This window comes from Streptomyces hazeniae, assembly GCF_031845485.1.
Taxonomy (GTDB): Bacteria; Actinomycetota; Actinomycetes; order Streptomycetales; family Streptomycetaceae; genus Streptomyces; species Streptomyces hazeniae.
Map to the genome: position 1 here is coordinate 77,169 of NZ_JAVREQ010000012.1, position 23,958 is coordinate 101,126.

At 71.2% G+C, this 23,958-nt stretch carries 24 protein-coding genes; 9 read left to right on the forward strand and 15 right to left on the reverse strand.

Going from position 1 to position 23,958, the window contains the following annotated elements:
* Positions 1-122 precede the first annotated feature (122 nt).
* From RM572_RS14960 to RM572_RS14970, 3 genes are all read right to left on the reverse strand, one after another.
* Complete coding sequence (locus RM572_RS14960; RefSeq protein ID WP_311673834.1) at positions 123-1,277, reverse strand: glutathione-independent formaldehyde dehydrogenase; 1,155 nt, start codon at positions 1,275-1,277, stop codon at positions 123-125.
* A 277-nt stretch (positions 1,278-1,554) separates the two neighbouring features.
* Positions 1,555-2,577: a P1 family peptidase gene (locus RM572_RS14965; RefSeq protein WP_311673835.1), complete on the reverse strand. Its 1,023-nt coding sequence runs from the start codon at positions 2,575-2,577 to the stop codon at positions 1,555-1,557.
* Positions 2,574-2,840, reverse strand: a complete 267-nt coding sequence (locus RM572_RS14970) for a UBP-type zinc finger domain-containing protein (protein ID WP_311673836.1) — start codon at positions 2,838-2,840, stop codon at positions 2,574-2,576. The genes RM572_RS14965 and RM572_RS14970 overlap by 4 nt, the downstream gene beginning before the upstream one ends.
* A gap of 42 nt (positions 2,841-2,882) precedes the next feature.
* On the opposite strand from RM572_RS14970, the gene RM572_RS14975 reads away from it, so the two are divergent.
* Positions 2,883-4,460, forward strand: coding sequence for a Na+/H+ antiporter (locus RM572_RS14975; protein ID WP_311673837.1), 1,578 nt, complete (start codon positions 2,883-2,885; stop codon positions 4,458-4,460).
* A gap of 92 nt (positions 4,461-4,552) precedes the next feature.
* Complete coding sequence (locus tag RM572_RS29760; RefSeq protein ID WP_370443954.1) at positions 4,553-4,630, forward strand: 50S ribosomal protein bL37; 78 nt, start codon at positions 4,553-4,555, stop codon at positions 4,628-4,630.
* 115 nt (positions 4,631-4,745) lie between these two features.
* On the opposite strand, the gene RM572_RS14980 is transcribed toward RM572_RS29760, so the two are convergent.
* Entirely contained in the window at positions 4,746-5,201 is a 456-nt protein-coding gene (locus tag RM572_RS14980; RefSeq protein WP_311673838.1) for a hypothetical protein, read from the reverse strand.
* Positions 5,202-5,428: 227 nt separating this feature from the next.
* Between RM572_RS14980 and RM572_RS29765 the strand changes: the two genes are divergently transcribed.
* Positions 5,429-5,623 (forward strand): IS3 family transposase, encoded by a 195-nt coding sequence (locus RM572_RS29765; protein ID WP_394813610.1) that lies wholly within the window; start codon positions 5,429-5,431, stop codon positions 5,621-5,623.
* A gap of 133 nt (positions 5,624-5,756) precedes the next feature.
* Here the strand turns inward: RM572_RS29765 and RM572_RS14985 are convergent, their stop codons facing one another.
* The 8 genes from RM572_RS14985 to RM572_RS15020 form a co-directional block, all read right to left on the reverse strand.
* A complete protein-coding gene (locus RM572_RS14985; protein WP_311673839.1) occupies positions 5,757-6,089 on the reverse strand; it encodes a hypothetical protein in 333 nt (110 codons plus the stop codon).
* Positions 6,090-6,095: 6 nt separating this feature from the next.
* A complete protein-coding gene (locus tag RM572_RS14990) occupies positions 6,096-10,718 on the reverse strand; it encodes a putative T7SS-secreted protein (RefSeq protein ID WP_311673840.1) in 4,623 nt (1,540 codons plus the stop codon).
* A 3-nt stretch (positions 10,719-10,721) separates the two neighbouring features.
* Positions 10,722-11,351: a hypothetical protein gene (locus RM572_RS14995; protein WP_311673841.1), complete on the reverse strand. Its 630-nt coding sequence runs from the start codon at positions 11,349-11,351 to the stop codon at positions 10,722-10,724.
* Positions 11,348-11,740 (reverse strand): SseB family protein, encoded by a 393-nt coding sequence (locus tag RM572_RS15000; protein WP_311673842.1) that lies wholly within the window; start codon positions 11,738-11,740, stop codon positions 11,348-11,350. The genes RM572_RS14995 and RM572_RS15000 overlap by 4 nt, the downstream gene beginning before the upstream one ends.
* A gap of 194 nt (positions 11,741-11,934) precedes the next feature.
* A complete protein-coding gene (locus RM572_RS15005; protein ID WP_311673843.1) occupies positions 11,935-13,218 on the reverse strand; it encodes a wax ester/triacylglycerol synthase domain-containing protein in 1,284 nt (427 codons plus the stop codon).
* Between the two features lie 143 nt (positions 13,219-13,361).
* Complete coding sequence (locus RM572_RS15010; RefSeq protein WP_311673844.1) at positions 13,362-13,865, reverse strand: GNAT family N-acetyltransferase; 504 nt, start codon at positions 13,863-13,865, stop codon at positions 13,362-13,364.
* 36 nt (positions 13,866-13,901) lie between these two features.
* Complete coding sequence (locus RM572_RS15015) at positions 13,902-14,114, reverse strand: DUF397 domain-containing protein (RefSeq protein ID WP_311673845.1); 213 nt, start codon at positions 14,112-14,114, stop codon at positions 13,902-13,904.
* Positions 14,111-14,956, reverse strand: coding sequence for a helix-turn-helix domain-containing protein (locus RM572_RS15020; protein WP_311673846.1), 846 nt, complete (start codon positions 14,954-14,956; stop codon positions 14,111-14,113). The genes RM572_RS15015 and RM572_RS15020 overlap by 4 nt, the downstream gene beginning before the upstream one ends.
* 164 nt (positions 14,957-15,120) lie before the next feature.
* On the opposite strand from RM572_RS15020, the gene RM572_RS15025 reads away from it, so the two are divergent.
* Positions 15,121-15,618, forward strand: coding sequence for an ATP-binding protein (locus RM572_RS15025; protein ID WP_311673847.1), 498 nt, complete (start codon positions 15,121-15,123; stop codon positions 15,616-15,618).
* A 160-nt stretch (positions 15,619-15,778) separates the two neighbouring features.
* On the opposite strand, the gene RM572_RS15030 is transcribed toward RM572_RS15025, so the two are convergent.
* A complete protein-coding gene (locus RM572_RS15030) occupies positions 15,779-16,882 on the reverse strand; it encodes an Lrp/AsnC family transcriptional regulator (protein ID WP_311673848.1) in 1,104 nt (367 codons plus the stop codon).
* A gap of 156 nt (positions 16,883-17,038) precedes the next feature.
* Here RM572_RS15030 and RM572_RS15035 point away from each other — a divergent pair, with 156 nt between their 5' ends.
* Positions 17,039-18,364: an MFS transporter gene (locus tag RM572_RS15035; RefSeq protein WP_311673849.1), complete on the forward strand. Its 1,326-nt coding sequence runs from the start codon at positions 17,039-17,041 to the stop codon at positions 18,362-18,364.
* Between the two features lie 40 nt (positions 18,365-18,404).
* Positions 18,405-19,601: a M20 metallopeptidase family protein gene (locus tag RM572_RS15040; RefSeq protein WP_311673850.1), complete on the forward strand. Its 1,197-nt coding sequence runs from the start codon at positions 18,405-18,407 to the stop codon at positions 19,599-19,601.
* Between the two features lie 123 nt (positions 19,602-19,724).
* Here RM572_RS15040 and RM572_RS15045 read toward each other — a convergent pair whose 3' ends face one another.
* Positions 19,725-20,450: a lytic polysaccharide monooxygenase gene (locus RM572_RS15045; protein ID WP_311673851.1), complete on the reverse strand. Its 726-nt coding sequence runs from the start codon at positions 20,448-20,450 to the stop codon at positions 19,725-19,727.
* 196 nt (positions 20,451-20,646) lie between these two features.
* On the opposite strand from RM572_RS15045, the gene RM572_RS15050 reads away from it, so the two are divergent.
* The 3 genes from RM572_RS15050 to RM572_RS15060 all read left to right on the forward strand — a co-directional run bounded on the left by RM572_RS15050 (position 20,647) and on the right by RM572_RS15060 (position 22,822).
* On the forward strand, positions 20,647-21,060 hold the full coding sequence (locus RM572_RS15050) for an acyl-CoA thioesterase (RefSeq protein ID WP_311673852.1): 414 nt from the start codon (positions 20,647-20,649) through the stop codon (positions 21,058-21,060).
* Between the two features lie 90 nt (positions 21,061-21,150).
* Positions 21,151-21,783, forward strand: coding sequence for a hypothetical protein (locus RM572_RS15055; protein ID WP_311673853.1), 633 nt, complete (start codon positions 21,151-21,153; stop codon positions 21,781-21,783).
* A gap of 670 nt (positions 21,784-22,453) precedes the next feature.
* On the forward strand, positions 22,454-22,822 hold the full coding sequence (locus RM572_RS15060; protein WP_078528192.1) for an ANTAR domain-containing protein: 369 nt from the start codon (positions 22,454-22,456) through the stop codon (positions 22,820-22,822).
* 89 nt (positions 22,823-22,911) lie between these two features.
* On the opposite strand, the gene RM572_RS15065 is transcribed toward RM572_RS15060, so the two are convergent.
* A complete protein-coding gene (locus tag RM572_RS15065) occupies positions 22,912-23,865 on the reverse strand; it encodes an aldo/keto reductase (protein WP_311673854.1) in 954 nt (317 codons plus the stop codon).
* Between the last annotated feature and the right edge of the window lie 93 nt (positions 23,866-23,958).

The window sequence follows — 23,958 nt, forward strand, 5'->3', positions numbered from 1 at the left end:
CTATGCGCCACTCAACTCTAGAGCCGGTGCCCCGGCCGCGCGACCGTACGGGTGATCACCCGTACGGTCGCCGGGGCCCGGAGCGGTGGACGAGGACCGTCGCCGCCCCGGGCCGTGGGCGGTCAGGCCGCCTTCGCACCGTTGGTGCCCGGCGCGAGCAGCACCTTGGTCCACCCGTCGTCACGGTGGTCGAAGTGCCGGTACGCGTCGGGAGCCTCCGCCAGGGGCACGCGGTGGGAGACGACGAACCCCGGCTCCGCCCGGCCGCTGATGATCATGTCGCGGAGCTGCCGGTTGTAGGCCTTGACGTTGGCCTGACCGGTACCCATCCGCAGGCCCTTCTCGAAGAACCGGCCTACGTCGAACAGCAGTTGGCCGTGCTGCGCCGCCTCGGTGGGGCCGCCGGGATCGGCGGGGACGTACAGCCCGACCACTCCCAGCATGCCCGTCGGCCGCACGGACTCCACCAGGGTGTTGAGCACCATGGCGGGCTGCTCCTCGCCACTGGGCACGGTGGCCTGGTAGCCGACGGCGTCGATGCCCTTGTCGGTGCCCTCGCCATCGGTGTGTTCCTTGATCTGCCCGGCCGCGTCCGTCCTGCTGTAGTCGATCGGTGTGGCACCGATGCGCTCGGCCAGCCGCAACCGGTCGGGCTGCCTGTCGACGACGAACACGCGGGAAGCACCACGGAGCATCGCCGAATAGGCGGCCATCAGGCCCACGGGCCCGGCACCGAAGACGCACACGGTCTCGCCCGGCGACACCTGCGCCAGTTCGGTGGCGTGGTAGCCGGTGGGGAAGATGTCGGCGAGCAGTGCGAAGTCGTTCTCGTGTTCCTCGCCACGAGGCAACTGGAGGCAGTTGAAGTCCGCGAACGGCACGCGCAGGTACTCCGCCTGCCCTCCCCGGTAGGGCCCCATCGAGACATAGCCGTACGCCCCGCCGGCGAACCCCTCGTTCACGGTGAGGCAGAAGCCCGTCCGGCCCGCCAGGCAGTTCTTGCAGAAGCCACAGGCGACGTTGAAGGGCATCACCACGCGATCCCCCTTGCGGACGGTGGCGACGCCGGAGCCGACCTCCTCGACGACGCCCATGTTCTCGTGGCCGAACACGATGCCCGGCTCGGCGCCTGTGCGCCCCTCGTACATGTGCAGGTCGGAGCCGCAGATGCAGGACGTGGTGACCTTGACGAGCACGTCGGTCGGCTGCTCGATCCTCGCGTCCGGCACCTCCTCCACGGCGACGTCGAACGGCTCCTTGTAGACGACTGCTTTCACGGCACACCTCCTGCGGTGGCTGTCGGCTACGGCCCGCTGCCGTGGTGCGTCTCCCGGTGAGACCGCCCTCGCTCAGCCGGCCTGTTCCCCTCCGGGACGTCCGCCCCGGACCCTGGCGCGCCGCCGAGTACCCCGCCCTCCGCCGGGTGCACCCGCGATTTCCGGGAAGGGCCGGGCGGCCGGTGCGCAGGCCGGGGCCCAGAGCGTGCCGCCGAGGCGAACGGCCCGTCCCGCACCTCGCGTGCCGCCCCCGCGCCCGGACGCGTCCGGGGAGTGCTCAGGGCCCGCCCACGGCCGCCCGCAGGCGGGCGTGAGGGACGGCCCGGGCGACCCGGCCGAGACGTCCCGTCGTGGTGACGGCCGCGCACAGGGCGTTGAGCACCGACTCCTCGACAGCCTCCAGCGCGGCGACGAACAACGGGTCGAGGTGCCGGTCCGGGACCGGCCGGGGGCTCTCGCGGACCGTGAACGCGAGCGCGTAGTCGCCGCTGCCGTGACCGTAGGACGCCCCGACGCGGGCGAGTCCGAACACCGCGCGGCGCGCCAGCCGGGTGAGCTGCCGGGCGTCGAGCGGGGCGTCCGTGGCCACGACGATCATGCAGGAGCCGTCGTCCGGCGGCGGCTCCGCCTCCGGCCGGACCGGCACACCGCCGACGCGCAGCGTGCCGCCGAAGTTCGCCTGGACGAGCACGCCCAACGTGACCTGCTCGCCGTCGACCCGCGTGAGGCGGGAGGCGGTGCCGACACCGGCCTTGAAGCCGAGCGCACAGGTGCCCGTCCCGGCGCCGACACACCCCTCCTCGACCGGACCGCCGCGAGCCGCGGCCAGCGCGTCCCGCACGTGCTCCTCGTGCACGGGACGGCGCCGGATGTCGGAGAGGTGGCCGTCGTTGCACTCCCCGACGAACGGGTTGAACGACAGCACGTCGGCGCAGTCGGGCCGGTCCAACATCCAGCCGACCACGGCGTCCGCCGCACGGAACGCGGACAGCGTGGAGGTGAGGACGACGGGCGACTCGATCTCGCCCAGCTCCGCGACCTGCGTGGCACCGATCAGCTTCCCGTAGCCGTTTCCCGCGAACAGCCCGGCCGGGCGCCGGCCGCCGGGGACCGGACCGATCCCGGCGGGCACGAGCGCGGTCACTCCTGTGTGCACGTCCGGCGGCTCGCGCAGCGTGCGGTGCCCGACGGCCACGCCGGGCACGTCGGTGATCGCGCCGAGCGGCCCCGGTGTGCCGGCGTCCGCCAGCAGGCCGAGGTCGCGCGCCCGCGCCGGGCGCTCCCCCGCTGCCGGGCTCATCCCATCGCCGCGTGGGTGAAGCACCAGCGCCAGGCCTCACCCGGCTCGTACGACCGTACGACGGGATGTCCGGCCGCGCCGTAGTGCGCCGTGGCGTGCCGGCCCGGCGAGCTGTCGCAGCAGCCGATGTGCCCGCAGGCGAGGCAGAGCCGGAGGTGCACCCAGTCGCGGCGGCCCTCGGCGAGGCAGTCCGCACAGCCGTCGGTGGGCGGCGCCGGGGCGGTGTCCTCCGGCGCGTCGGCGAGATCGTGACAGGCGGCCATGCTGTAACGGTACGACGAACGCGCCGTCGGGAGGATCGTGACGTGGAAGGCCCCGCGCTGATCGCGCTGCTGACCGGAGCGCTCGCCGTCTCCGCGCTGGCCCGCCGCCTCGGCGTGGCCGCTCCGCTGCTGCTCGTCGCCGTCGGGCTCGCGCTCTCGTTCCTGCCCGGCATCCCGGACTACCGGATCGAACCGGAGCTGGTCCTCCTGCTCGTCCTCCCACCGCTGCTGTACTCGGCCGCGCTGGACAGCTCCTACCTGCGCTTCCGCGACAACCTGCGGCCCATCGGCCTGCTGGCGGTGGGCCTGGTGCTGTTCACCACGCTGATGATCGGCCTGGCGGCGTGGTGGATCGTGCCGGGGATGCCGCTCGGTCCCGCGCTCGTCCTCGGCGCCGTCCTGTCCCCGCCGGACGCGGTGGCCGCCACGGCGATCGGCCGCCGGCTGGGGCTGCCGCGCCGCGTGATGACCGTGCTGAGCGGCGAGAGCCTGGTCAACGACGCCACCGCGCTCACCGCGTTCCGGGTCGCGGTCGCCTCGGTCGTCGGCGCCGGGTACACGCTGCTGTCCGGCCTCGGCGTTTTCGCGCTGGCTGCGCTGGGCGGGGCGGCGATCGGCTGGGCCGTCGGCTGGACGGTGCACCGCGTCCGCCGGGTCCTGCCCGGCGACCTGGCCGGCGCGCTCGGCCTGCTGGTGCCCTTCGGGTCCTACCTCGTCGCGGAGGAGGTGCACGCCTCGGGCGTGCTCGCCGTCGTCGTCGCCGGGCTCTACCTGGGCCACCGCGCACCGGAGGTCGCGGCCGCCTCCCGGCTCCAGGACGCGGCCGTGTGGAAGGCCGCGGACACCGTCCTGGAGGCGTTCGTCTTCGCACTGATCGGCCTCCAGCTCCGCGGCATCGTCGAGGACCTCGACACCGGCCTCCCACACCTCCTCGCGGCCGGTGCGCTGCTCACCGTCGTCATCGTGCTGACCCGCTTCGCCTGGGTCTTCCCCGCCACCTACCTGCCCCGTCGGCTCTCCGCGCGGCTCCGCGCCCGCGACCCGGCGCCCCCGTGGCAGTACCCGACCGTGCTCTCCTGGGCCGGGATGCGGGGCGTGGTGTCGCTGGCCGCCGCGTTCGCGATCCCACGGACCGTCGACTCCGGTGCGCCCTTCCCGGCCCGCGAGGAGATCGTCTTCCTCGCCTTCTTCGTCACCGTCGCCACCCTGCTGCTGCACGGCACGACACTGCCCGCCCTCATCCGGCGCCTGGGGGCCCAGGGCGGTGAGGACTACGTGGACCGGCTGCACGAGGCGGAGGCCCAGCACAACGCGGCCCGCGCCGCGCTCGCACGCCTCGACGCCCTCGCCGACGACACCCCCGCCCACCAGCCCGTCCTGGACAGCCTGCGCCGCCAGGCCGAGGCCCGCAGCAACGCCGCCTGGGAACGCCTCGGCCGCCCCGACCCTGAAGGGGTCGAGCGCCCCAGCGTCGTCCACCGCCGCCTGCGCCGCGAGATGCTCGCCGCCGAACGCGAGGTCTTCGTCCGCCTCCGGAACGAGCGCCGCATCGACGAGGAGGTCATGCGCCGCGTCATGCGCGAACTCGACCTCGAGGAAGCCGCCCTGGAACGCGAGTAGCCCTCCGGTGGGGCCCCGGGTTTCGCGCGGGCACGCCGCCACGTGATACCCCTGATCCAGCACCGATCAGTCCAGTGGAACAGGAGGTCGCGATGTCCTCGAAGCGTCGCCGCAAGAAGAAGGCCCGCCGCAAGAACGGCGCCAACCACGGCAGCCGCCCCCAGTCCTGAGGACGGCGGCTCATGCGCGGAGGGGCGGCCCCGACACCTGGGGCCGCCCCTCCGGCTCTTCCTTCGCCGTGCGCCCGGAGCGTCTGAGTATCGGTGCCGACGCTCTCCGCAAGGTTCAGTCAGTCGATGTAACGCAAGGCCCACTCGACGAAGCCGCCACCTTGGCCGCGCGCTCGACTATCGTGGTCACCTGCTCCTGGTAGTTGTCGTCGTCGTTCGTCCTGACGGTAACGGAGATCCCGCCGTCCCTTGCCATGCTGCTCGGGTTGGCCAAGGTGCACGGGACGAACACAGCCGCGTCCGAGGGGCCCGTCCATCCGCCGCCCGCCGCATTCAGCCGACTGCGTCCCTGCGGTGGGACCCAATCGTCACCCATCTTCTTCTTCCAGGCATCGAAGCTCCCCAGCGCCATGAACTCGACCACGATCGAGAGCACCTGGTCTCCCCCAGCGCTCACCGCGCAGTAGCCGCTGTAGCGGCCGCGGCTGCTCAGGACGGATTCATGGACCGAGAAAATCTGCCCGGTAGGAGCGATGACATTCATCTCGTCGAGGTTGCGGTCATCCGTCAAGCGAGTGCACGCGCCTCCGGCAGACCCTTCGAACGACGCGTGCGATCCACGGTACTCGCCGACGGCGTATCCACCCGCGGTCAGGGCCAGACACGCTCCAGTGACCGCTCCCACCCGCCAGATCCTGCTGTCCATCGCGCCTCTTCTGTTCATTGCGAACCTCTCACGCCCACTCCACGCTTCCCGCCATGGGCCCGTTTACGTTGCTCCGTGCTTAGCCCTACTCAGTGCTGAATCAACGCACTGGCCGAGTCTTCTTCTCGACGCTGAAGAACGAATTCATCGACAGACAGCACTGGCCCAGCCGGACCGCAGCACACATCGCCATCCTCGAATGGATCGAGAGTTGGTACAACTTGCACCAACTGCCCAGCAGCCTCAACTACCGGAACCTCGCCAAGGAGACAGCACTCGTAGCCTGACCACCACAGAGAAGGTGTCCGTCAAAGCGAATCAGTTCCAAAATTATCACCGCTCCACGCCGTTCCTCAACGGATCCTCCGCCTCGGCGGGGCGCGGTCGACCCAGCCCTGACCTGTGCGCCCGCCCGCTGCATTATGTCCGAGTTAGCCGGAACAGCAAGTCCTGCGCCTCCAGTAGAGTCCTTCCCACCCGAGTACTGAACTCGTCAGGACCCAGGTGCTCACAGGTCCGATATGCCAGCCTCCCGAGCCAATCCATCTGATCGACCTGGACCTCGACCCGCACGTCGCTGGGGGCTTTGCGCTCGACAGATACTTTCGACCGCAGTTTGAGAAAATTGGCCCAGTCCGGATCATCATCAAAGAGATAGGAAGCCTGCCTAATCTCGCGAACCAGGGCCCGGAAAAGGAACCGGTCCTCGTCATCGAGTTCCACGTCACCCTCAGCGGTCTGCACTTTGATCATTTGGCGCTACTCCACTTCGTTATCAAAGTAGGATCTACCTTCCTGCGGCGTGAAGACCGTGCCACCGTGCGGGCTACCGGGGTCCTCAATCACTACCGCCCCTGTTTCGGGATCCCAGTACGCACTGCGCCCTCTATCCAGACCATACTTGGGAATGATGCCGTCGATCTCATTATTCAGCACGTTGTTTACGTACTCGGCCAACTTATCTTGGGGTACGTTCTTTACGTGATGGTCGAGAGCACCCTGACTGAAGCGTTCATTGGCGTGCTGAGCAATATTCTCGGCCTCAGGAAGGATGTCCTCGCATTTCAGGCCCAGCGGGTCTACTTGCTTCCATGGGTTGCGTACCCAGGCCCTGTGGTTCGGTCCGGCAACAAGGCCCAAAGGGTCAGGGCTCCCATACCTCGCTGTCGCCGGGTCGTAATGCCGAAAGAGGTTGTAGTTGAAGCCTGTCTCCGGATCCGCGTACTGGCCTGGGTGCCGAAGCGGGGTGTGGGCAGTGCTGTCCCGGGCGACGGCAGTGATGCCCCAAAGCGTGCTCCGAGTGCGCCAGGCGAGGTCCCCTTCGGCGGTCACGAGATCGGTAGGGGTGCCGACGAGGTCGGTGATGATGGCGAAGAAGCGGGCGTCAACCACTTTCTGGGTGTCGGGGTCAAGGGCTCGCTCGGCCTGGACGACAGGAGAAAGGCCGTCGTACTCCCAGGTCATCGCGACCGGCCGGGAGCCGGCACCCGTCGTGGTGGATTGCTCGATCACCTGCGTGCCGTCCCAGGCGAATACAGTCTCCTCAGCCACGTTGCCGTCGGCGTCGAGTTGCTGTTTTGCCCCACGGCGACCGAGCGGATCGTAGCGGTACCGCCAGGTGGTGCCGTCCGGAGTGGTGCAGGTGGTGAGGCGGTCCTCGGCGTCCCAGGTGTAGCGCCAGACATCGGGCTTGCGGGAGAGGCGGGTCTTGCGACGTTCGATGACGCGCCCGGCTTCGTCGTGGACGTACGTCCAGCGCCCGGCCTTCGTGACCCGGGTCCCGGAAAACTCCCGCGCGCCGAGGGCGGATTCGCCGTGAGTTGCGGGCCAGGCGGCTTGGGTCAGGTTGCCCCCGGTGTCGTAGGCATAAGTTTCGGTCCAGCCTTGGCCGGTGACCTGGGTGACGCGGCCGGCGCGGTCGAGGCGGAAGCGACGGGAACCGTTGAGGCGGTCGGTGAGGGCGGTCAAGTAGCCATCGGACCGGTACTCGTATGCCTGGTCCCGCACCAGGGCACCGCCCTCCTGCTTACCGGCGCACGGGTCGCTCGTGATGCTGTCAGCGGTGATCGTCTGAGTGAGGAGGCGACCGACGGGGTCCCAATCGTTGGCCCAGGTAAGAGCCGCGTCGACACGTCGCTCGGTTTCGCGACCGGCGGTGTCAAAGGTGGAACCAAGGGTGTGGCCTTCGATGTCGACGCTGATGCGGTGGCCCGCTGCGTCATACACGTAACAGGTGACCGCTCCGGACGGAGTGGTCCGGCGAACCGGTCGGCCGAGTGCGTCGCGGTCGAAGGTAAGGATGCGTCCTTCGAGCATCTCCGTCCGCAATCGGCCCATGCGGTCGCGCTGCATGACCAACTCGGACCCCCGAGCCTCAGCCACGGTCAGGCGGCCCGCAGGGTCGTAGACATAGCGGGTCTCGTCCCCGTCGGTGTTCTTGCTGGTGATGCGACCGAGCTGGTCACGCTGGTAGGTGACTGACTGGCCAAGCACGTTGGACCGCATACGAAGCCGACCGACCTCGTCATGCGAGTAGGACAGGCGGCGGCCGTCGAAGTCGGTCTCTCCGATCACGAGGCCCGTGCAGTCGTACTCATACTCCCAGGTGAGGCCCTGCGGGTTGGTGACTTGCCGCAGGCGCAGCTCGGTGTCGTAAGCGAACCGGTGGCGTGCACCGTCGGCGTCGGTGCGGGTCTCGAGCACGTCGAAGTGGGTGTAGGTGTACTCGGTGACGCCGCCCATGGGGTCGGTGTGACACAGGAGGTTTCCTTCGCCGTCCCACTCCCACGACTGCACCGCGCCGTCTGCGTCGGTACGACGGGCGAGCTTGCCCTCGGGGGCCCAGCTCATGACCGTGGCATTGCCCAGTGGGTCCGTCATCACAGTCGGACGGCCGAAGGCATCCCGCCGATATGCGGTCGTGTTACCGAGCGGATCGGTGACCGAGAGAGGCAGACCAGCCGCGTTGCTCTCCACACATGTGACCTGTCCCAGCGGGTCGGTGACTTGGGCGACACGACCGGCTGTGTCGTAGGCCAGCGCCGTCGTAGCGCCGTCCGGGCGAGTAGTCCAGAGGAGTCGGCCGGCCTCGTCGTAGGCGCGGCGGGTGACCGCGCCGTCGGGGTCGCGCAGCTCGGTGGGGTTCCCTGCGTCGTCGTAATCGACTGAGGCAGTGGTGCCGTCGGGCCGCTCCACGCTCAGCGGGCGGCCCAGTTCGTCGTAGGTGTACGTCGTGGTGGCACCGAGAGGGTCGGTGACCGTCAGGGGCCGGTGGTGGTCGTCGTGGGTGGTGCGGGTGGTACGACCGGCGCGGTCGGTTTCGGCGATGACACGGAGCTGGGCGTCGACGGTGAACAGGGACGCGTGCCCGAGGGAGTCGGTGACGCGGGTCGTCGTGCAGCCGGGTTGGGGGCTGTCCAGGCCGTATTCGAAGCGGGCCGCGAGGTGTCCGGCTTCGCCTGCGTGGTGGATGCAACGGTCTTCGTCGTCGTAGGTGTAGGAGAACGAGCGGTCGTTGGTGTCGGTCCACGTGACGATGCGGCCCCGCTCGTCCACCTGATAGAAGGTGGCGCGGTCCTCGGAGTCGGCGACCGAGGTGAGGAATCCGCGGTCGTCGTAGCCGTAGGTGCGGAGCTTGACCGGGCCTTCCAGCGTGGCGAGGGCGAGGTGGGTGATGCGGCCGCCGGCGCAGGTGAACTGGAGCTCGTAGCCGCCGGAGTGGGTCAGGGAGTGCGGCTGGCCGAGGTCCCATTCGACCGAGATCCAGTTCCCCTGTGCGTCGGCTATGGAGGCGAGCTTGGCGAGGCCGTCGTCGCCCGGGGCCGCGCCCGCGGGGGGTTCGAAGGTGCGGGTGACCCTGGTGAGCGGGTCGTACAGGCGGTAAGAACCGTCCGGTTCGCGGTCGAGCCGCCACGGCACGCCCTTGACTGGGACGACGGGCAGACCCGGGGCGGGGTGGGGGTAGGCGCGCACGCTTCCGTCAGTGGCAACGTGAATGACGCCTTCGGCGTCGATCTCGAGGCGTTCGTCGATGGTGGAGGCCCAGGCGGGGCCGAACCAGCCGCCGTTGCGGTAGGCCGACTCGAAGGTGCGGGTGAACTCCAGCGGCATCGTTCCCGGCAGGGACACGTCCGTGGCGGGGAGGACCATGCGACCGGTGGCCATATCGACCGGCTCATTGCGCAGCACCTTGCAGTTCAGGTCGCGCGCCAGGTCGTTGAGGCGCTCGCTCACCGACTTGCGCGCGCCCTGCTTGGCCCCCTGCTCGGCGGCCTCCTTGGCGCCTGCCTTCAGCCCACCCTTCAATCCACCCTTGATGGCGCCGCCTGATCCTTTGCCGCCCACCAGGTCGACGGCGATCTTTCCGAACGCTTCTGCGGGGTCGCGCCAGTTCTGGTTCGAGACGACGCCTGCCAGGCGTTCAGGGTGGGCCACCGTGGAGGCCAGGCCCGTGGTGAAGCCGTTGAGGTTCATCAGGTACTGGTTCGGATGCGTCATGTTGTACGGATCCTGCGGGTTGAGCATGCGGACGATCCCCACGGTCGTCCCCAGGCCCTTCATGATGCCGCCGGCCAGGTGCATGCTGTTCAGAGCCATGCCCCCGACCAGGTCCCGGCCCATGGACTTGAGCATCTCCCAGCCCCCAGGCATCTCCGGGGCGCTCTCCACCAGGCCCTTGAAGGCGCTGGTCGCGCGGCGGGCGGCGTCGTCGCGCTGGTGGCGGGCCTCCTCCACCATGTGCCGCGCCTTCTTCACGCCCTCCTCGCCCGGGTCCTCAAACGGGGGCGGCTTGGGGCCGGGTTCCTCCCCTGCGTCGATCTTCGCGTTGTACGCGTCGACCTTCTGGTTGTGGGCGTCCACGGCCTTGTCCGAGGACGCTTTGGACTTCTTGTACAGCGCTATGGCTTCCTTGGCCTCACGCTGGGCCCACTGCAGGGTGGAGGCGTAGCCCACGAACTCCTTGGCGGCCGCCTCACACGCGTCCGCGGCCTGGATCCAGAACTTCGGCTGAGGCTCGAGTTCGGCCCGGAACGCGTCGCCCGCCTCTCCTTTCCAGCCGTGTACGTCGAGGCGCTTGAGCCCTGAGCCGAGCTTGTCGAAGGCCTTGAAGAAATCCCGCAGATGCTCCGCGCGTTCGGTGACCCCCTCCACGTCACCGTGGACGATCTCCTTCGGGTCGTCCGTCTCACCCAACTGGCGTTCGGCCACGTCGGCGCCGAGTGTGTCCGCCGTCCACTCGCCGGCGTCACGGACTCCTTCCGCCGCGCCGTCGAGACCGACCTTCTCCAACCCGTCGGCAGTCTTGTCTCCGACCCACTCGACGCCTTCACCGAGGATCTGGGCGCCGTCCTCGAACGCACCGGTTATGTCGTCGAACCCCACCGGCTACTTCCCCCCGTCGTTCTGGTCCTGCCCGTCTTGCTGCCGGCCTTCCGGCTCGGGCGGCGGTCCGTCCCACTGCCAGTCCGAGTCGTCCCACCGACCCGGCCCTGCGACGTCCTGCCAGGGCGAGGTCGAGAAGTCCTCGCCCACCTGCTCCCACTGATCCCCCATCCCGTCCCAGTCCGGCTCCGCCAGATCCGGCTCCGCGGCACCGGATCCGATGCTTTCCCGCACCTCGTCCCAGGACTTGTCCGCCGCGTCGCCGCCCTCCGCGAGGCCCTGGGACGGGTCGTACGAGCCGGCGGTGACCGCCACCTCCTTGAGGGTGTCGTTCACATACTGCTCCTGCTCGTGATACAGCCCCGCCGACAACCCGAGCTTGACGGCGATGCTGTTCAGGCCCTGCATGTTCCCGTGCACCGCCGCCGACCAACGGTCGCAGAACTGCCCGAACACATCGGCGAGCTCATGGGAGCCCAGTTCCATCCCCGACATCGACAGGGACTGGAAACCGTGCCCCTGCTGCGCCGCGATCGAGAAGTACCCCGTCTCCTCAAGCTCTGCCGTCGCCGCCCGCAGCCCCTGCTCGACCTGTTTGGCCGCCTCCGGGTCGAACGTGTACCCACCGCTCATGCCGACGCCCCCTCGGATTCCTCGGTCACGGCCGCCGTATCCGGAACGATGCCCGGCGCAGGAGGCAGGACGAACGCCCCCTCGCTGCCCACGTCGACCGCCACCCCGCACGGGCCGGGGACCTCGCCGACCGTCTCGTCGAGGAGCCGGGCTCCGTACACTCGGCGGAACTCCCATTCCCCGCCCTCGCCCCGCACCTGGGCGAACGCCGTCAGTGTGTCCGTGTCGGTGAAGGCATAGATCCACCGCACCCCACCTTGATCCCCGGTCAGGATCCCGCCGTCCCGGATCGGCACCAGCACAAGCGAACGCCGGAACTCCCCCAGCGTCGCCTGCGCCTGGGCCAGCACCTCGCTCGGCTCCTCGACGTCATCCGACAGCACAGCCATCGCCCCCCTGCTACGTTCGAAAAGTCACGCCGATCGTATCGTGCGATCACAATCTGTTGCCGCCCCCCGGTCCAGCGCATTCGCCGAGGGGCTGCTCCTCTTCCCGGACGCCTTGCGCCACGTCGGGGTGCACTGGGGGGTCCCCGGCGAAGCTACGCCTGGGCCGGACGGTGACTCCGAGGGGCCGGCGGGTGTCAGCCGTAGACGGCGTGACGCAGTTCGGTGAGGGAGGCGCCGATGGCGTCGGCCAGGCCCGAGATGCCGGGCAGTGCCTCGGGGTCGGTGCACACGCCGACGGCGACGGTTCCCGCGTAGGAGAGCGCCGAGACCCGCAGGGCGTGCCGTTGCGCGGGTTCGGCGACCGAGTGCAGGGCTCCCACCGGCCGCCCGACCACCGTGAGCGCGCCGCGCGGGCCGGGCACGTTGGAGATCGCGAGGCTGAACTCGTGCGGGCCGGCGGCGATGCGTCCGGCGGCACGCTCCAACGGCGAGCAGCGGGCGAGCGCGTGGAACAGGTCGTAGAGCTCCTGAGCGTCACCTGCCGCCTTGCGGACTGCGGTCTCGCCGCTGATCCGGTCGAGCCGGGCCAGCGGATCGCGCTCGGCGAGCGGCAGGTCGACGTTCAGGAACGAGTCGCGGTTGCCCAAGTCGGCCGGGTCCTCTTCGCGGTGGTGGAGGCTGACCGGGACCTGGGCGCGGAGCCGGACGGCATGGCCGCCGACGGTGCCCAGCCAGGCGCGCAGACCGCCGCAGACGGAGGCGAGCAGGACGTCGTTGACCGTGGCCCGGGTCGGTCGCAGGGTGCCGATCGCCTTCAGCTCGGCGAGCGGCACGGAGGTGACGGCCAGTTCGCGCGCGGCACCGATCTCGCGGTCGAGGACGGACCTCCTCGCCCGGTGGCCGAACTCGCGCACCAGGGTGGCCGGGAGCCGTCGCAGTTCATGACGGCGCGTGCGGACCGCCTCCTGAGCCGACGGGGCGGGCGCGGCCCGGCGCGAAGGAGGGGCGCCGCCCGCCTGCTCCCACAGGACCTCGTCGAGGAACCGGAGACAGCTGATGCCGTCGGCCATCGCGTGGTGGATCCGCGAGACGATCACCTCGCGGCCGTCGGCGAGCGGACCGACGAGGTCGAACGCCCACAGCGGGCGACGGTGATCCAGGCGCTCGGACATCAGCTCACCCGCCACCGCCCACGCGCCGCGCTCGTCGATCCCGGCCGTGCCGTCGCGGCGGCGCACGTGGGCGGCGACGTCGAACGCGTCGTCGGTGATCCAGTGCGGTTCGGGCAGCGCCACCCGCTCGCGGCCGCGTGACCCGGCGCCGAGGCGTGCGTCGACGTGGGCGCGCAGCCGGTCGAGGTCCATCGCGTCGTGGCCGGGCTCGACCACGATCATCTTCAGCGTGTGGCCGGCGATCGCCGCCGACTCGAGCGCGAGGAGCCGGGCGTCGTCGGGGCTGAGCCGCTTCGGTTCCGCCACGCATCGACCATAAGGCGGTTCACAGAGGCCGGCCACTTCGTCACGGCCGGCGACGACTCCACGCTTCGCCGTCACCGGCCCGCGAGCCCGTACACGCTGCCCCGGAGCAGGCGGTCACCGTTGCGCTGGGCCTCCGGCCCACGTCACGACAGTGCGCGGGTGAGCCATACGACGTCGCCCCTGTCCTCGGTGGAGACGTGGTCACGCGCGAACCCCAGCTTCTCCAGGACACGGAGCGACGGCGTGTTCCACGTGCCGACGGTGGACCAGAGGCGTTGCCGCCCGGTCGCCGTCGCGGCGCCGAGCACCGCGGTGGCCGCCTCGGTGGCGTAGCCGTGCCCGTGCACGCTCCGGAACAGCTCGTACGCGATCTCGGGCTCCTCCACGGTGGTACGACCGACGATCAGCCCGCAGTAGCCGATGAAGTCGCCTTCCTTGCGGCGCTCGATGGGCAGCAGGGCGATCCCCGTCGTCGCCGCTGCGGCGAGCTGCTTCGCGATGACCCCCCGGGTGTGCTCAAGAGTCGGCGTCCCGTTGCCGCGCTCGGACTGGAGGTCGCGGAGCGGTTCGGCGTCCGACTCGGCCCACGGCCGTAGAAGCAGCCGCTCGGTCTCCAGGTGGAACGGCATCGTCGCGTACGCGGGCATGCCTCTACCTTGCCTTCCAGCCGCAGACCGAGACGGTCAGCCGAGCCGTTCGCCGACCAGCCGGACGAAAGGGCTCCAGGCCGCCGGGCTGACGGTGAGTACCTGCCCGTCAGGGTTCTTCGAGTCACGCACGTGCACGGTGGCGAGGGCGGTGGCGACCTCCACGCATTCGCCGCCCCCACCACTGCTGTAGCTGCTTTTCGACCAAGCAGACTCGGGCACGGTCGGCTCGGCGCCCTGAAGTGTCATGCGTCTCCCCGCAGTTTCTCGACGAAGGCCAGCGACTCACTGGGAGTGAGTGCCTGCGACCTCAACAGGTTATAGCGCGCCTCCAGTTCGTGGACCTTGCGTCGGTCCGTGTAGAGACGGCTGTCGTCCTGAACCTCCGTGTAGGCGATGCGGCGCCCGTCCTCGGTCTGGATCAGGTTGAACGGGCCTCCGAGACCTGCATGATCCTTGCAGGTGGTCGGCATGACCTGAATCTCGACGTTGCGGGCTTGTCCGAGGTCGAGAAGGTGGTCGTGCTGCCCGTCGAGTACCGCAGAGCCACCGACGGTTCTGTACAGGACCGCTTCCTCGATCACGAAGCTCAGCAGTGGAGCCGGGTGACGGCTCAAGACCTCCTTGCGTGCCATGCGGGCAGCGAGCCGCTGCTCGATCACGTCCTCCTCCAGCAATGGCCGCTGCCACTGGAAGACCGCCCTGGCGTAGTCCTCCGTCTGCAGCAGTCCGGGAACGAGATGTGCCGCGTAGACGCACACGCCGACAGCACCCGCCTCCAGCCTTGCCGCGTCCCGGAAGTACGACGGGTACTGGGCCCGGAGCACCTCTTCCCTCAGGGCCCTGAGCACTCCCCCGGCGTCCAGGACCTCGTCGGCGCGGTCGATGAACCGGGCCGGCGGGATGCGGCGTCCCTGCTCGAACGCCGCGATGGTCGGGGCCGCATAGCCCGTGCTGCTGCCGAATTCGGAGCGGTCCAGGCCCGCACGCGTCCGGAGCAGCTTCAACTGCCGCCCGAAGGCGGTGACGACGCCCGTCCCGCCCTCGTCGTCCGGACGGTCTCCCGCGCCTTCGTACTCACCGTTCCCCATGGCACCTCTCGTCCCCACGCAACCGCCTCTGCCGGGCCAACGCCCTGAGGTGACGGCCCGTCACGCCGCTCACCGCACACAGGCCGCAGGGCACCGCACACAAACGCTCATGTGCAGCGGGTCACCCCTGGTCACGCTACGCCGTCGGGCGGAACGGTGAGGGCATGACCAGTGAGTTCAGCTCCCCCGTTCGCCCCGCCCCCTCGGACCGCAGGAGCGACTTTCTGCGGCCCGCACGGCACTTCAGCATGCTCTTCAGCTCCACTCCCCGCGGGGCGCGGCTCGCCCGGCGCCTTGCCGGGGAATGGCTCGACACGTGGGGGCTGCCCTACGGCGGCACCGCACACGACGCGCTCACGCTGATCGTCGCGGAGCTGTGCAACAACGCCGCGTGCCATGGCCGTGTGGCCGGGCGGGACTTCCGCCTCGATCTCTCGACGGTGGGCCCGGCGACCGTCCGTGTCGAGGTGACGGACACCCGTTCCGAACGCCTCCCGGTCGCCCTGACCCCGCCCACCGACTCCGCCCGGGGCCGCGGCCTCGTCCTGGTCGACGCTCTCGCGTCGCGCTGGGACTACCGCCGCCGCGTCGGCGCGCCCGGCAAGACGGTCTGGGCGGAGTACGACGTGAACGGACGCCAGGCAGACCGACAATCACACTGAGCGGCATCCCACTCGCTGCACGACTCGCGCGCGGGCACGCCCGCACCGGCAGGGGCGACGAGGCTCCCTTCTCTGTAGCCGACATCTTCGTAGATGCCAGCTACGTAGACGCCGGCTACAGAGACGTCTTTCTCTATCCAACTCCGGTCTCAGGTCGGAGTCAGCCGGGGGCCCAGATGTCCAGGGGGACGACGTCCACCGCGCGGCCCGCGGGGTTGATCAGGCGGCCCATCAACTTGGTCTGCCGGAGCGCGATGGCGCGGTCCACCAGGGTCAGCTCGGGCAGGTGCTCGGCGAGCTGGGCCTCGAGGCGCTGCACGTCGGCGACGGAACGCAGCCAGACGGTGAAGAGGAGGTTCTGCGGTCCGGTGACGGAGGCGCAGAGGCGGACCTCCGCCATGGACAGCAGGCCGCGTGCCGTCGCGGCGACCCGGTCGGCCGGGACCCTCGCCCACAGGGTGGCCGACACCGGCCACTCTGTGAGCTCGCGGGCGACCTCGCAGCGCAGTACGAGGTCGCGGGCCTCGATCAGCTGGTGGAGCCTGCGCCGAACCGTCGCCGCGCTCACGCCCGCCACTGCGGCCAGTTCCGACGCGGAGCGGCGTCCGTCGGCGGCGACGGCGGGGATCAGCGCACGGGTGACGGCGTCGGGGCGCAGGGTCGTACGGCCCGCTGCGAAACCCGGGCCCGGGCCGGGGCCGGGACCCGGGCCGGAACCGGGGGCGGGGCCGGGCGCGGGCGCAGCGGCCCGGAGGCGGCTCTGCTGCTGCTCGGTGAGGCTCCGCAGCCGCCATCGGCTGCCGTCGCCGAACACCTGGGTGGCCAGTTGGGCACGGGTCCCGACGACTCCCGGCAGCCGCGACATCCGGTCCAGGATGAGCCTCGACATGCCGGTGAGCCCGGGGGCGAAGACGGTGACCAGCAGGTCCCGGCCGCCCGCCATGTGCTCGACCGTGACGATCTGGGGTTCCCGCGCGAGGGCGTCGGCGACGGCCTCGACACGCCCGGCCCGGCAGTCGACCTCCACCAGCGCCACTTCGAGGCTCTTGCGCAGGGAGAGCCCGGGGTATGCGGTGATCCAGGCACGCCCGGTGCCGTGCAGCCGCTCCCACCGGCGGGCCACGGTCACGGGATCCGCTCCGAGGACCTTGCCGAGCAGGCTCCAGGAGGCCCGGGGAGCCATCTGGAGCGCGTGGATCAGCGCTTCGTCGTGGGCGTTGAGAGGGCCGGTCGTCGGCCCGGGAGGGTGATCGGAGGTGTCCATATCCTGCGTTCCGACGTTGGTTCTGCGGGATTCCTGCGATGTGTAGCGTAGACCTTCCCGTATCCGTCGTCGCCCTCCACCTTTTCCTGCAACCCGCGTGCTCCGGGGCCCACGCCCCGGTCGGCGCGCCGCACTCCACCGACAGGGAGACACACCATGGCCGACGCCGGCTCGGTGTCCGCACAGGCGACAGCCGCACCGCCCGCGACGAAGGGCCCGAGAGCGGGGAGTGGGAACGGACGGCGGGAGCTGCTGGCCGCCACGGTCGGCGGCGTCGTGGAGTCGTTCGACTGGACGATCTACGCCGTCCTCGCCCCGTACTTCGCCTCGGAGATGTTCCCCGGCGACGATCCGGTGGCCAAGCTGCTGGGCGCCTACCTGGGTTTCGCGGTCGGGTTCGTGGTCCGGCCCTTCGGCTCCTACGTCATCGGCCGGATCAGCGACCGGCGGGGGCGCCGCTTCGGTCTGATGCTGTCGATGATCCTCATCTCCGGTGCGTCGTTCCTGCTGGCGGCGCTGCCCACGGCGGCGCAGATCGGGGTGCTGGCGCCGCTCCTGCTGGTCGCGATCCGGTTGGTCCAGGGCCTGTCGATGGGCGGGGAGAACCCGAGCGTCGCCGCGTACGTCACCGAGACCGCGCCGAAGAGGCTCCGTTTCCTCTACAGCGGCATCAGCTACAGCGGCATCATCCTGGGCAACATCCTGTGCTTCGGCGTACTGACGGTGATGCTGGCCGTGCTCGGCGAGGACGGCGTGGCGGACGGCGGCTGGCGCATCGGCTTCGTGGTGGCGGGTCTCCTGGGCCTGCTGTCGCTGTGGGTGCGGCGCACCGCGCGGGAGTCCGAGGAGTTCACCGCCGGAGCGACGGACGCCCCGTCCGCGGTGGCGGCGGCGGAGCGGCGCGCGCTGTTCCGCGCCTCGGCGCGGAACATGACCGCCGTGTTCCTGACGACGCTCGGCATCACGGTCAGCTACTACTTCGGCACCACCTACCTGCCGCAGTACGCCGAACGGCTCGGTCTCAGCTCCGGCGCGGAGGGCACGGCCGCCATGCTGGTGCCGCTCACGCTGCTGATCGTCGCGATGGCCGCGTCCGGCATCCTGGCGGACCGCCTCGGATCCACCCGGACCGTGCGCACCGGGCTGGGGCTCCTGGCTGTCTGCACCGTGCCCGTCTTCCACGCGATGGGGGCCGAAGTGCTGCCGGTGTGGGTGGCGACGGTTGTGCACCTGCTGTGCCTGGCCGCACCGTTGGCCCTGTTCAACGTCTTCTTCGCCCGGCTGTTCCCGGTGCAGATCAGGGTGGTCGCGATGGGCCTGCCGTTCACGGCCGCCGTCGGACTGTTCGGCGGCACGTTCCCGATGGTCGCGGAGGCACTCGCCGGCGCCGGACACATCGCGCTGGTGCCGTGGCTCGCGGCGGCGGCGTGCGCCGTCTCCTTCGCAGCGACCTTCCTCATCCGCCGCCCGGCGCACGCCTGACGGCCGGACCGACCCCGTACGGAGCGACTGGAGGGACATCATGAATCTGCGCGAGGACGCCGCCGCCGTCCAGGACGACCTGGTCCGGCTGCGGCGCGCCCTGCACCAGCACCCGGAGACCGGACTCGACCTGCCGCGCACCCAGGAGAAGGTGCTGGCCGAGATCGACGGGCTGGGCCTGGAGGTCACGACGGGACGGCGCCTCAGTTCCGTCACGGCGGTGCTGCGCGGGGCGCGGCCCGGGCCCACCGTGTTGCTGCGGGGGGACATGGACGCCCTGCCGGTCGAGGAGCGCACCGGACTGGACTACGCCTCCCGGACCGGGTCCACGATGCACGCGTGCGGTCACGACCTGCACACCGCGATGCTGGCCGGGGCCGCGCGTCTGCTGGCCTCTCACCGGGACCGGCTGGCGGGCGACGTCGTCTTCATGTTCCAGCCGGGCGAGGAGGGGTTCGACGGGGCGCGGCTGATGGTCGAGGACGGAGTCCTGGACGCCTCGGGGACACGCCCGGTCGCCGCCTACGCGGTGCACGTGCTGTCGGCGGGGCACGCCTCCGGCCGGTTCTTCACCCGCGGGGGGCCGGCGATGGCTGCGTCGAACGTGCTCACCGTGACCGTCCGGGGCGCGGGCGGGCACGGTTCGATGCCGCACCGCGCCGCCGACCCGGTCCCGGCGGCGTGCGAGATGGTGACCGCGCTGCAGACCTGGATCAGCCGCACCTTCGACGTCTTCGACCCGGTCGTGCTCACCGTCGGCAGCTTCCACGCGGGCACCAAGCAGAACGTGATTCCGGAATCCGCCACCTTCGAGGCGACGGTCCGCTCGTTCTCCCCCGCCACGCAGGCCCGGCTGAAGGACGGCACGGTCGAGCTGTGCCGGGGCATCGCCTCGGGCCACGGGCTGCGGGTGGACGCGGAGTTCACCGAGCTCTACCCCGTGACCGTCAACGACGCCCGGGAGGCGGCGTTCGTTCAGCGGACCGTCGCCGAGCTGCACGGGGAGGAGCGTTTCGAGTCGATGGCGCACCCGCTGGCCGGGGCCGAGGACTTCTCGCGGGTCCTGGACGAGGTGCCGGGGGCGATGACGATGCTCGGTGCCCCGCCCGCGGGGGCCGACCCGGAATCCTCGGCGAACAACCACTCGCCGCACGCCGCATTCGACGACGCGGTGCTGGCGGACGGTGCGGCGCTCTACGCGCGGCTGGCCCTGGACCGTACGGCCGCGGGGGTCTGACGCGGCGCGCCGGACGTCCGCGTCCGCGCCCGGGGCGTGCGCGGTCGTGTGGGAACGGCCATCAGGTTGCCGTTCCCACACGAGTGGGGGCGCATCGGCCCCGGGGCGCGGGTCGGTGAGGGGTCAGGCGCAGGGGCCGAGGTCCTCCCAGACGCCCCACTCGCCGGTGGTGCCGGGTTCGTCGCCCTTGACCCACCACTTGGCGCGCCAGGTGTGGCCCTCCCAGGTGACGCGGTCGTCGCCGAGGTAGGTGGCCGTGGGGTTCCAGGCGGGCGCGGTGCAGTCGCCCGGGTCCGGGTCGCCGGGGTCTCCGGGGTCACCCGGGTCGCCGCCACCGCCGATGTTGACGTCGATGCAGGCGTAGAACGCGTTGGCCGTGTCGGCGATGTTCCAGACGGCGAGGACCTTCTGCTGCCCGGAGATTCCGCCGAAGTCGACCCGGTGGGTGACGGTGGCGCCGGGCTGCGCGCCGCCGTCGTTGAACTCGGCGACCTGCTGGCCGCCGACGAAGTACTGCCAGGTGCTGGTGGCGTGGCGGGCCGTCAGGGTCCACGAGAAGTGCGTCGAGCTGCCGACCGGGGTGACGCGCCAGCCCTTGCCGTCGTCGTCGAGTTCGGCGAACTGCTGGTTCCCGCCGCTGCAGCTGCGCAGGCCCTTGGGGCCCTCGACGCTCTGCGGCTCGTACTTGATCTGGCCGCACTCGACGTCGCCGGCCGCGCACTGGGCCTGGCGGCTGGGGGGCGTGGAGACGTAGCCGTGCGCGCTGGCCGTCTGGGCGGGGAGGCTCACCGCGAGCAGGGGTGCGATGCCCGCACCGATCACGGCCGCCAGTCTTCGCTTCGGGTTCATGCCGACTCCTTCGCTGTCGAGGACGCACGGGCCAGGGTCCGGTGGGGGCGGAGCGGGTCCGCAGGAGCAGCCAAAGGAACAGACCAACCTCACCGTTGGTCTAGACCTTAATGATTGTCCGGGGCCCGTCAAGAGGTACGGAGCGGATCGCGCAAGCCCGGGAATAGAGCCCCCGTGCGCGGACGTTGGCGTCCGCATGACGTTCTCCGTGCCGGTCACCGTGCGTGGCTACGAACTCGACACCCAGGGGCACCTCAACCAGGCCGTCTACCTCCAGTACGCCGAGCACGCACGGTGGGAGCTGCTGCGGGCGGCCGGGCTGCCGCAGGACAAGCTCCTGGCGGACGGGGTCGGTCCGGTGGCGCTGGAGACCACGCTGAAGTTCCGGCGCGAGCTCCGCGGCGGCGACGAGGTGCGGGTCACCTGCAGGTTCGAGTTCACCCGGAGCCGGACGTTCCGCATCCGGCAGGAGATCCTGACCGTGGACGGCGCCGTGGCCGCGGAGGTCACGGCCCTCGCCGGCATCCTCGACCTCGCCACGCGCAAGCTCGTCCCCGACCCGGCCGAACGGCTGCGGTCGCTGGCCGACCAGGCCGACCTGCTGGGCTGAGCGCACCCGGACGCGCCGCGGACGCACGGCCGCGCGCCGAGGGTGGGGCGGCTGGACCCGGGGGGTGGCGGCACGGCCATACTGTCCCTCGTGGAGCAACGACCTGAATCCCCCGAACCGGCCGTGCTCAGCGCCGGCACGGACCCGACGCACATCCCCGGCCTGCCCGGACCGGCCACCGCGGCGGCGGACCGGCAGAAGTCCCCCGACGCGACGGCGGCGGAGGCTGAGCCCGCCACCGACGGAGGACCGGACGACGAGCCGCAGGCGCAGGAGCCGCCCCGGACCGGCGACTCCCCCGGCGCAGCCCTCGACGACGAGACGGACGCCGAGGCGGACGACGGGACGGACGCCGAGGCCGAGGCCGACGGCGGGACCGCTGACGCCGACGGCCCGGCGGAACACGACCCGCACGACGACGAAGAGCCGCCCGAGGGGCCCGCGTTCGAGGTGCGGGACCACCGGGGGGCGATCCTCGCGGACGGGCGCGGCGTGGTCTTCCGGCTGGACGACACCGAGGCGCGCTTCCGGTGGTCCGACATCGGTTCCGTCGAGATCGGCGCCTCCCGTTTCGCGAAGCGCTTCGAGGTCGCCGTCGGCACGCGGGACCCGCGCCGCCGCTTCGACGCCGAGGTCATCGCGCCGACCCGCAAGACCCTCCAGCAGTGGACAGAGGACCTGGACGCCGTCCTCGACGCCTGGTTCGACGACGACCCGAAGTAGCCGGGTCCGCCGCCCGGCACAACGGGAGCCGCACACCGGGAACGAGATCACTCCGTTCCCGGTGGTGTAGGCTTCCCACGCCTGTCTCTGCTTCCTCCGGCACCTCACCGACGCGATGTTCGCGCAGGTCACGGCGGGGGCGGCGACTTCTTCTAGTGCTTCAGATCGAGAGGCACACAGCGCGGAGCCGATGCGGCCCCGTGCGAGGCCGGGGCGCCTCCCGTGGATCTTTCGGGACGCCGTGGCCGGGTGTGTCTTCTCCCGCGCTGTCTGCTTGTCCGGACAGTTGGACGGGAGAGGACCCCGCCGTGATCAGTACACCGGTTCCGCCGGCCGCCCGCACGCGGCGCCGCCCCCGGCCCTGCCCGTTCCCCGGCTCCGGAAGCCACCGGGGGCGGCCCGTGCCCGCCTGAGCGGCCCGGGAGGTCGAGCCGCCCGGCGCCGGCGACGGTCGTCACGACGCCGTGGCAGGTCCCCACCCCCGGCGCCCCTTCTCTCTGCCGCAGCACGGGCCTTCCTCCGCCCTGTCACACGCCCTCCAGCCAGCCCTTCCGCACGCCCGCACGTCCGTGGCGGCGCGACCCGCGCCGCCGGCCGCCGACGGACCGGTCCCCGGCGCCACCGCCACGCACCGGAGTCGTCTCCGGTCACCACCCCCGAGGGATCAGGAATGAGCACGATCGACCCCGCCGACCGCGAGGTGACCTCACCGGCGCGGGTGCCGGCCGACGGCGAGGCCGAAAGCGGCCTCACCGTGGCCGAGTTGGAGGCGGAGATCGACCGGCTGCGCACCGAGGTGACGCAGCTGCGGCACGCGATGGCGAGCCGCAGCGTCATCGACCAGGCGCGCGGCATGGTGATGGTGATGGCCCGCTGCCCTCCGCAGGTCGCCTGGGAGGTACTGGTGGAGGTCTCGCAGCACACCAACACCAAGTTGCGCGACGTCGCCATGGCCCTGGTCGCCACCGCACAGGGCCGCACGAGACTGCCCCAGCCGCTCGGCGCGGAACTCGCGGCCGCGCTGCGCCGCCGGAGGTGAGCCGGAGCGGACGAACGGGCCGGCTTCGGCGGGCCCATGCCGTGGTGGCGCGGGGCCGTGGTGGCGCGGAGCCGTGGTGGCGCGGCCGGTCAGGGCAGAGGGGCGCCGCGGGCGGCGAGCCACAGGTCGTACCACTCCTGGTGGTCGAGGCGGGGCGCGGCCAGCGCCGCGTCACGGCAGGCACGGATGCGCTCCGGGCGGGTGGAGCCGACGACCGGGACGACGGCCGCGGGGTGGCGTTGCAGCCACCACAGCAGCACCGTCTCGGGTGTGGTGCCCTTCTCCTGGGCCAGCCGCCGGACGAGCGCGGCGGTCTCCCGGTCCTCCGGGGTGACCGGGCGGCCGGTGTACCGGCCCTGGGCGAGGGAACCCCAGGCCTGCAGTGCGACCCCGTGAGCCCGGCAGTGCTCGAGGGTCCCGTGCGGGAAGCCGTTGCCGGCGGCCTCTGCGGTGTTGACCACGACGCCGGACTCCAGCCAGTCCCGGTGGTGCAGGCTCATCTCCAGCTGGTTCACCTCCAGCGGGAAGGGCAGGGACGCCTGGAGGTGGGCGATCTGCGGGCCGCTCATGTTCGAGACGCCGAAGCGGCGCACCAGCCCCTGCCGGTGCAGCGAGGTGAGCGCCTCCGCGACGTCGTCGGGGTCGGCGAGCGGGTCGGGTCGGTGCAGCAGCAGGACGTCGACGACGTCGGTGCGCAGCCGGGCCAGGCTCTCCTCGACGCGACGCACGACGGACGCGCCGCGGAGGTCGTAGTGGCCCGGACGGTCGCCGTCGGGGAGACGGATGCCGCACTTGGTCTGCAGGGTGAGGCGTTCACGCAGTCCGGGGCTGCGGGCGAGGACCTCGCCGAAGACGGCCTCGGCCTTGCCGTGCCGGTAGATGTCGGCGTGGTCGAAGGTCGTGATGCCGCTGTCGAGCGCGGCCGCGACCGCCGCCTCCGCGGCGTCGACGTCGGCCGGACCGTACGGTTCCGGCTGCCAGCTGCCGCCGAGGCCCATGCATCCGTAGACGAGTCCGTTGCCTGCGTGGGTTCCAGTGGTCACCGGACCACCTTCGCACGGCCCCTCCGGCGCGGGCTCCGGCGCCCCCGGGTGTCCCCCGGGCCTCCGCTCGCGCCGCGTCGATTGGGATGGTAG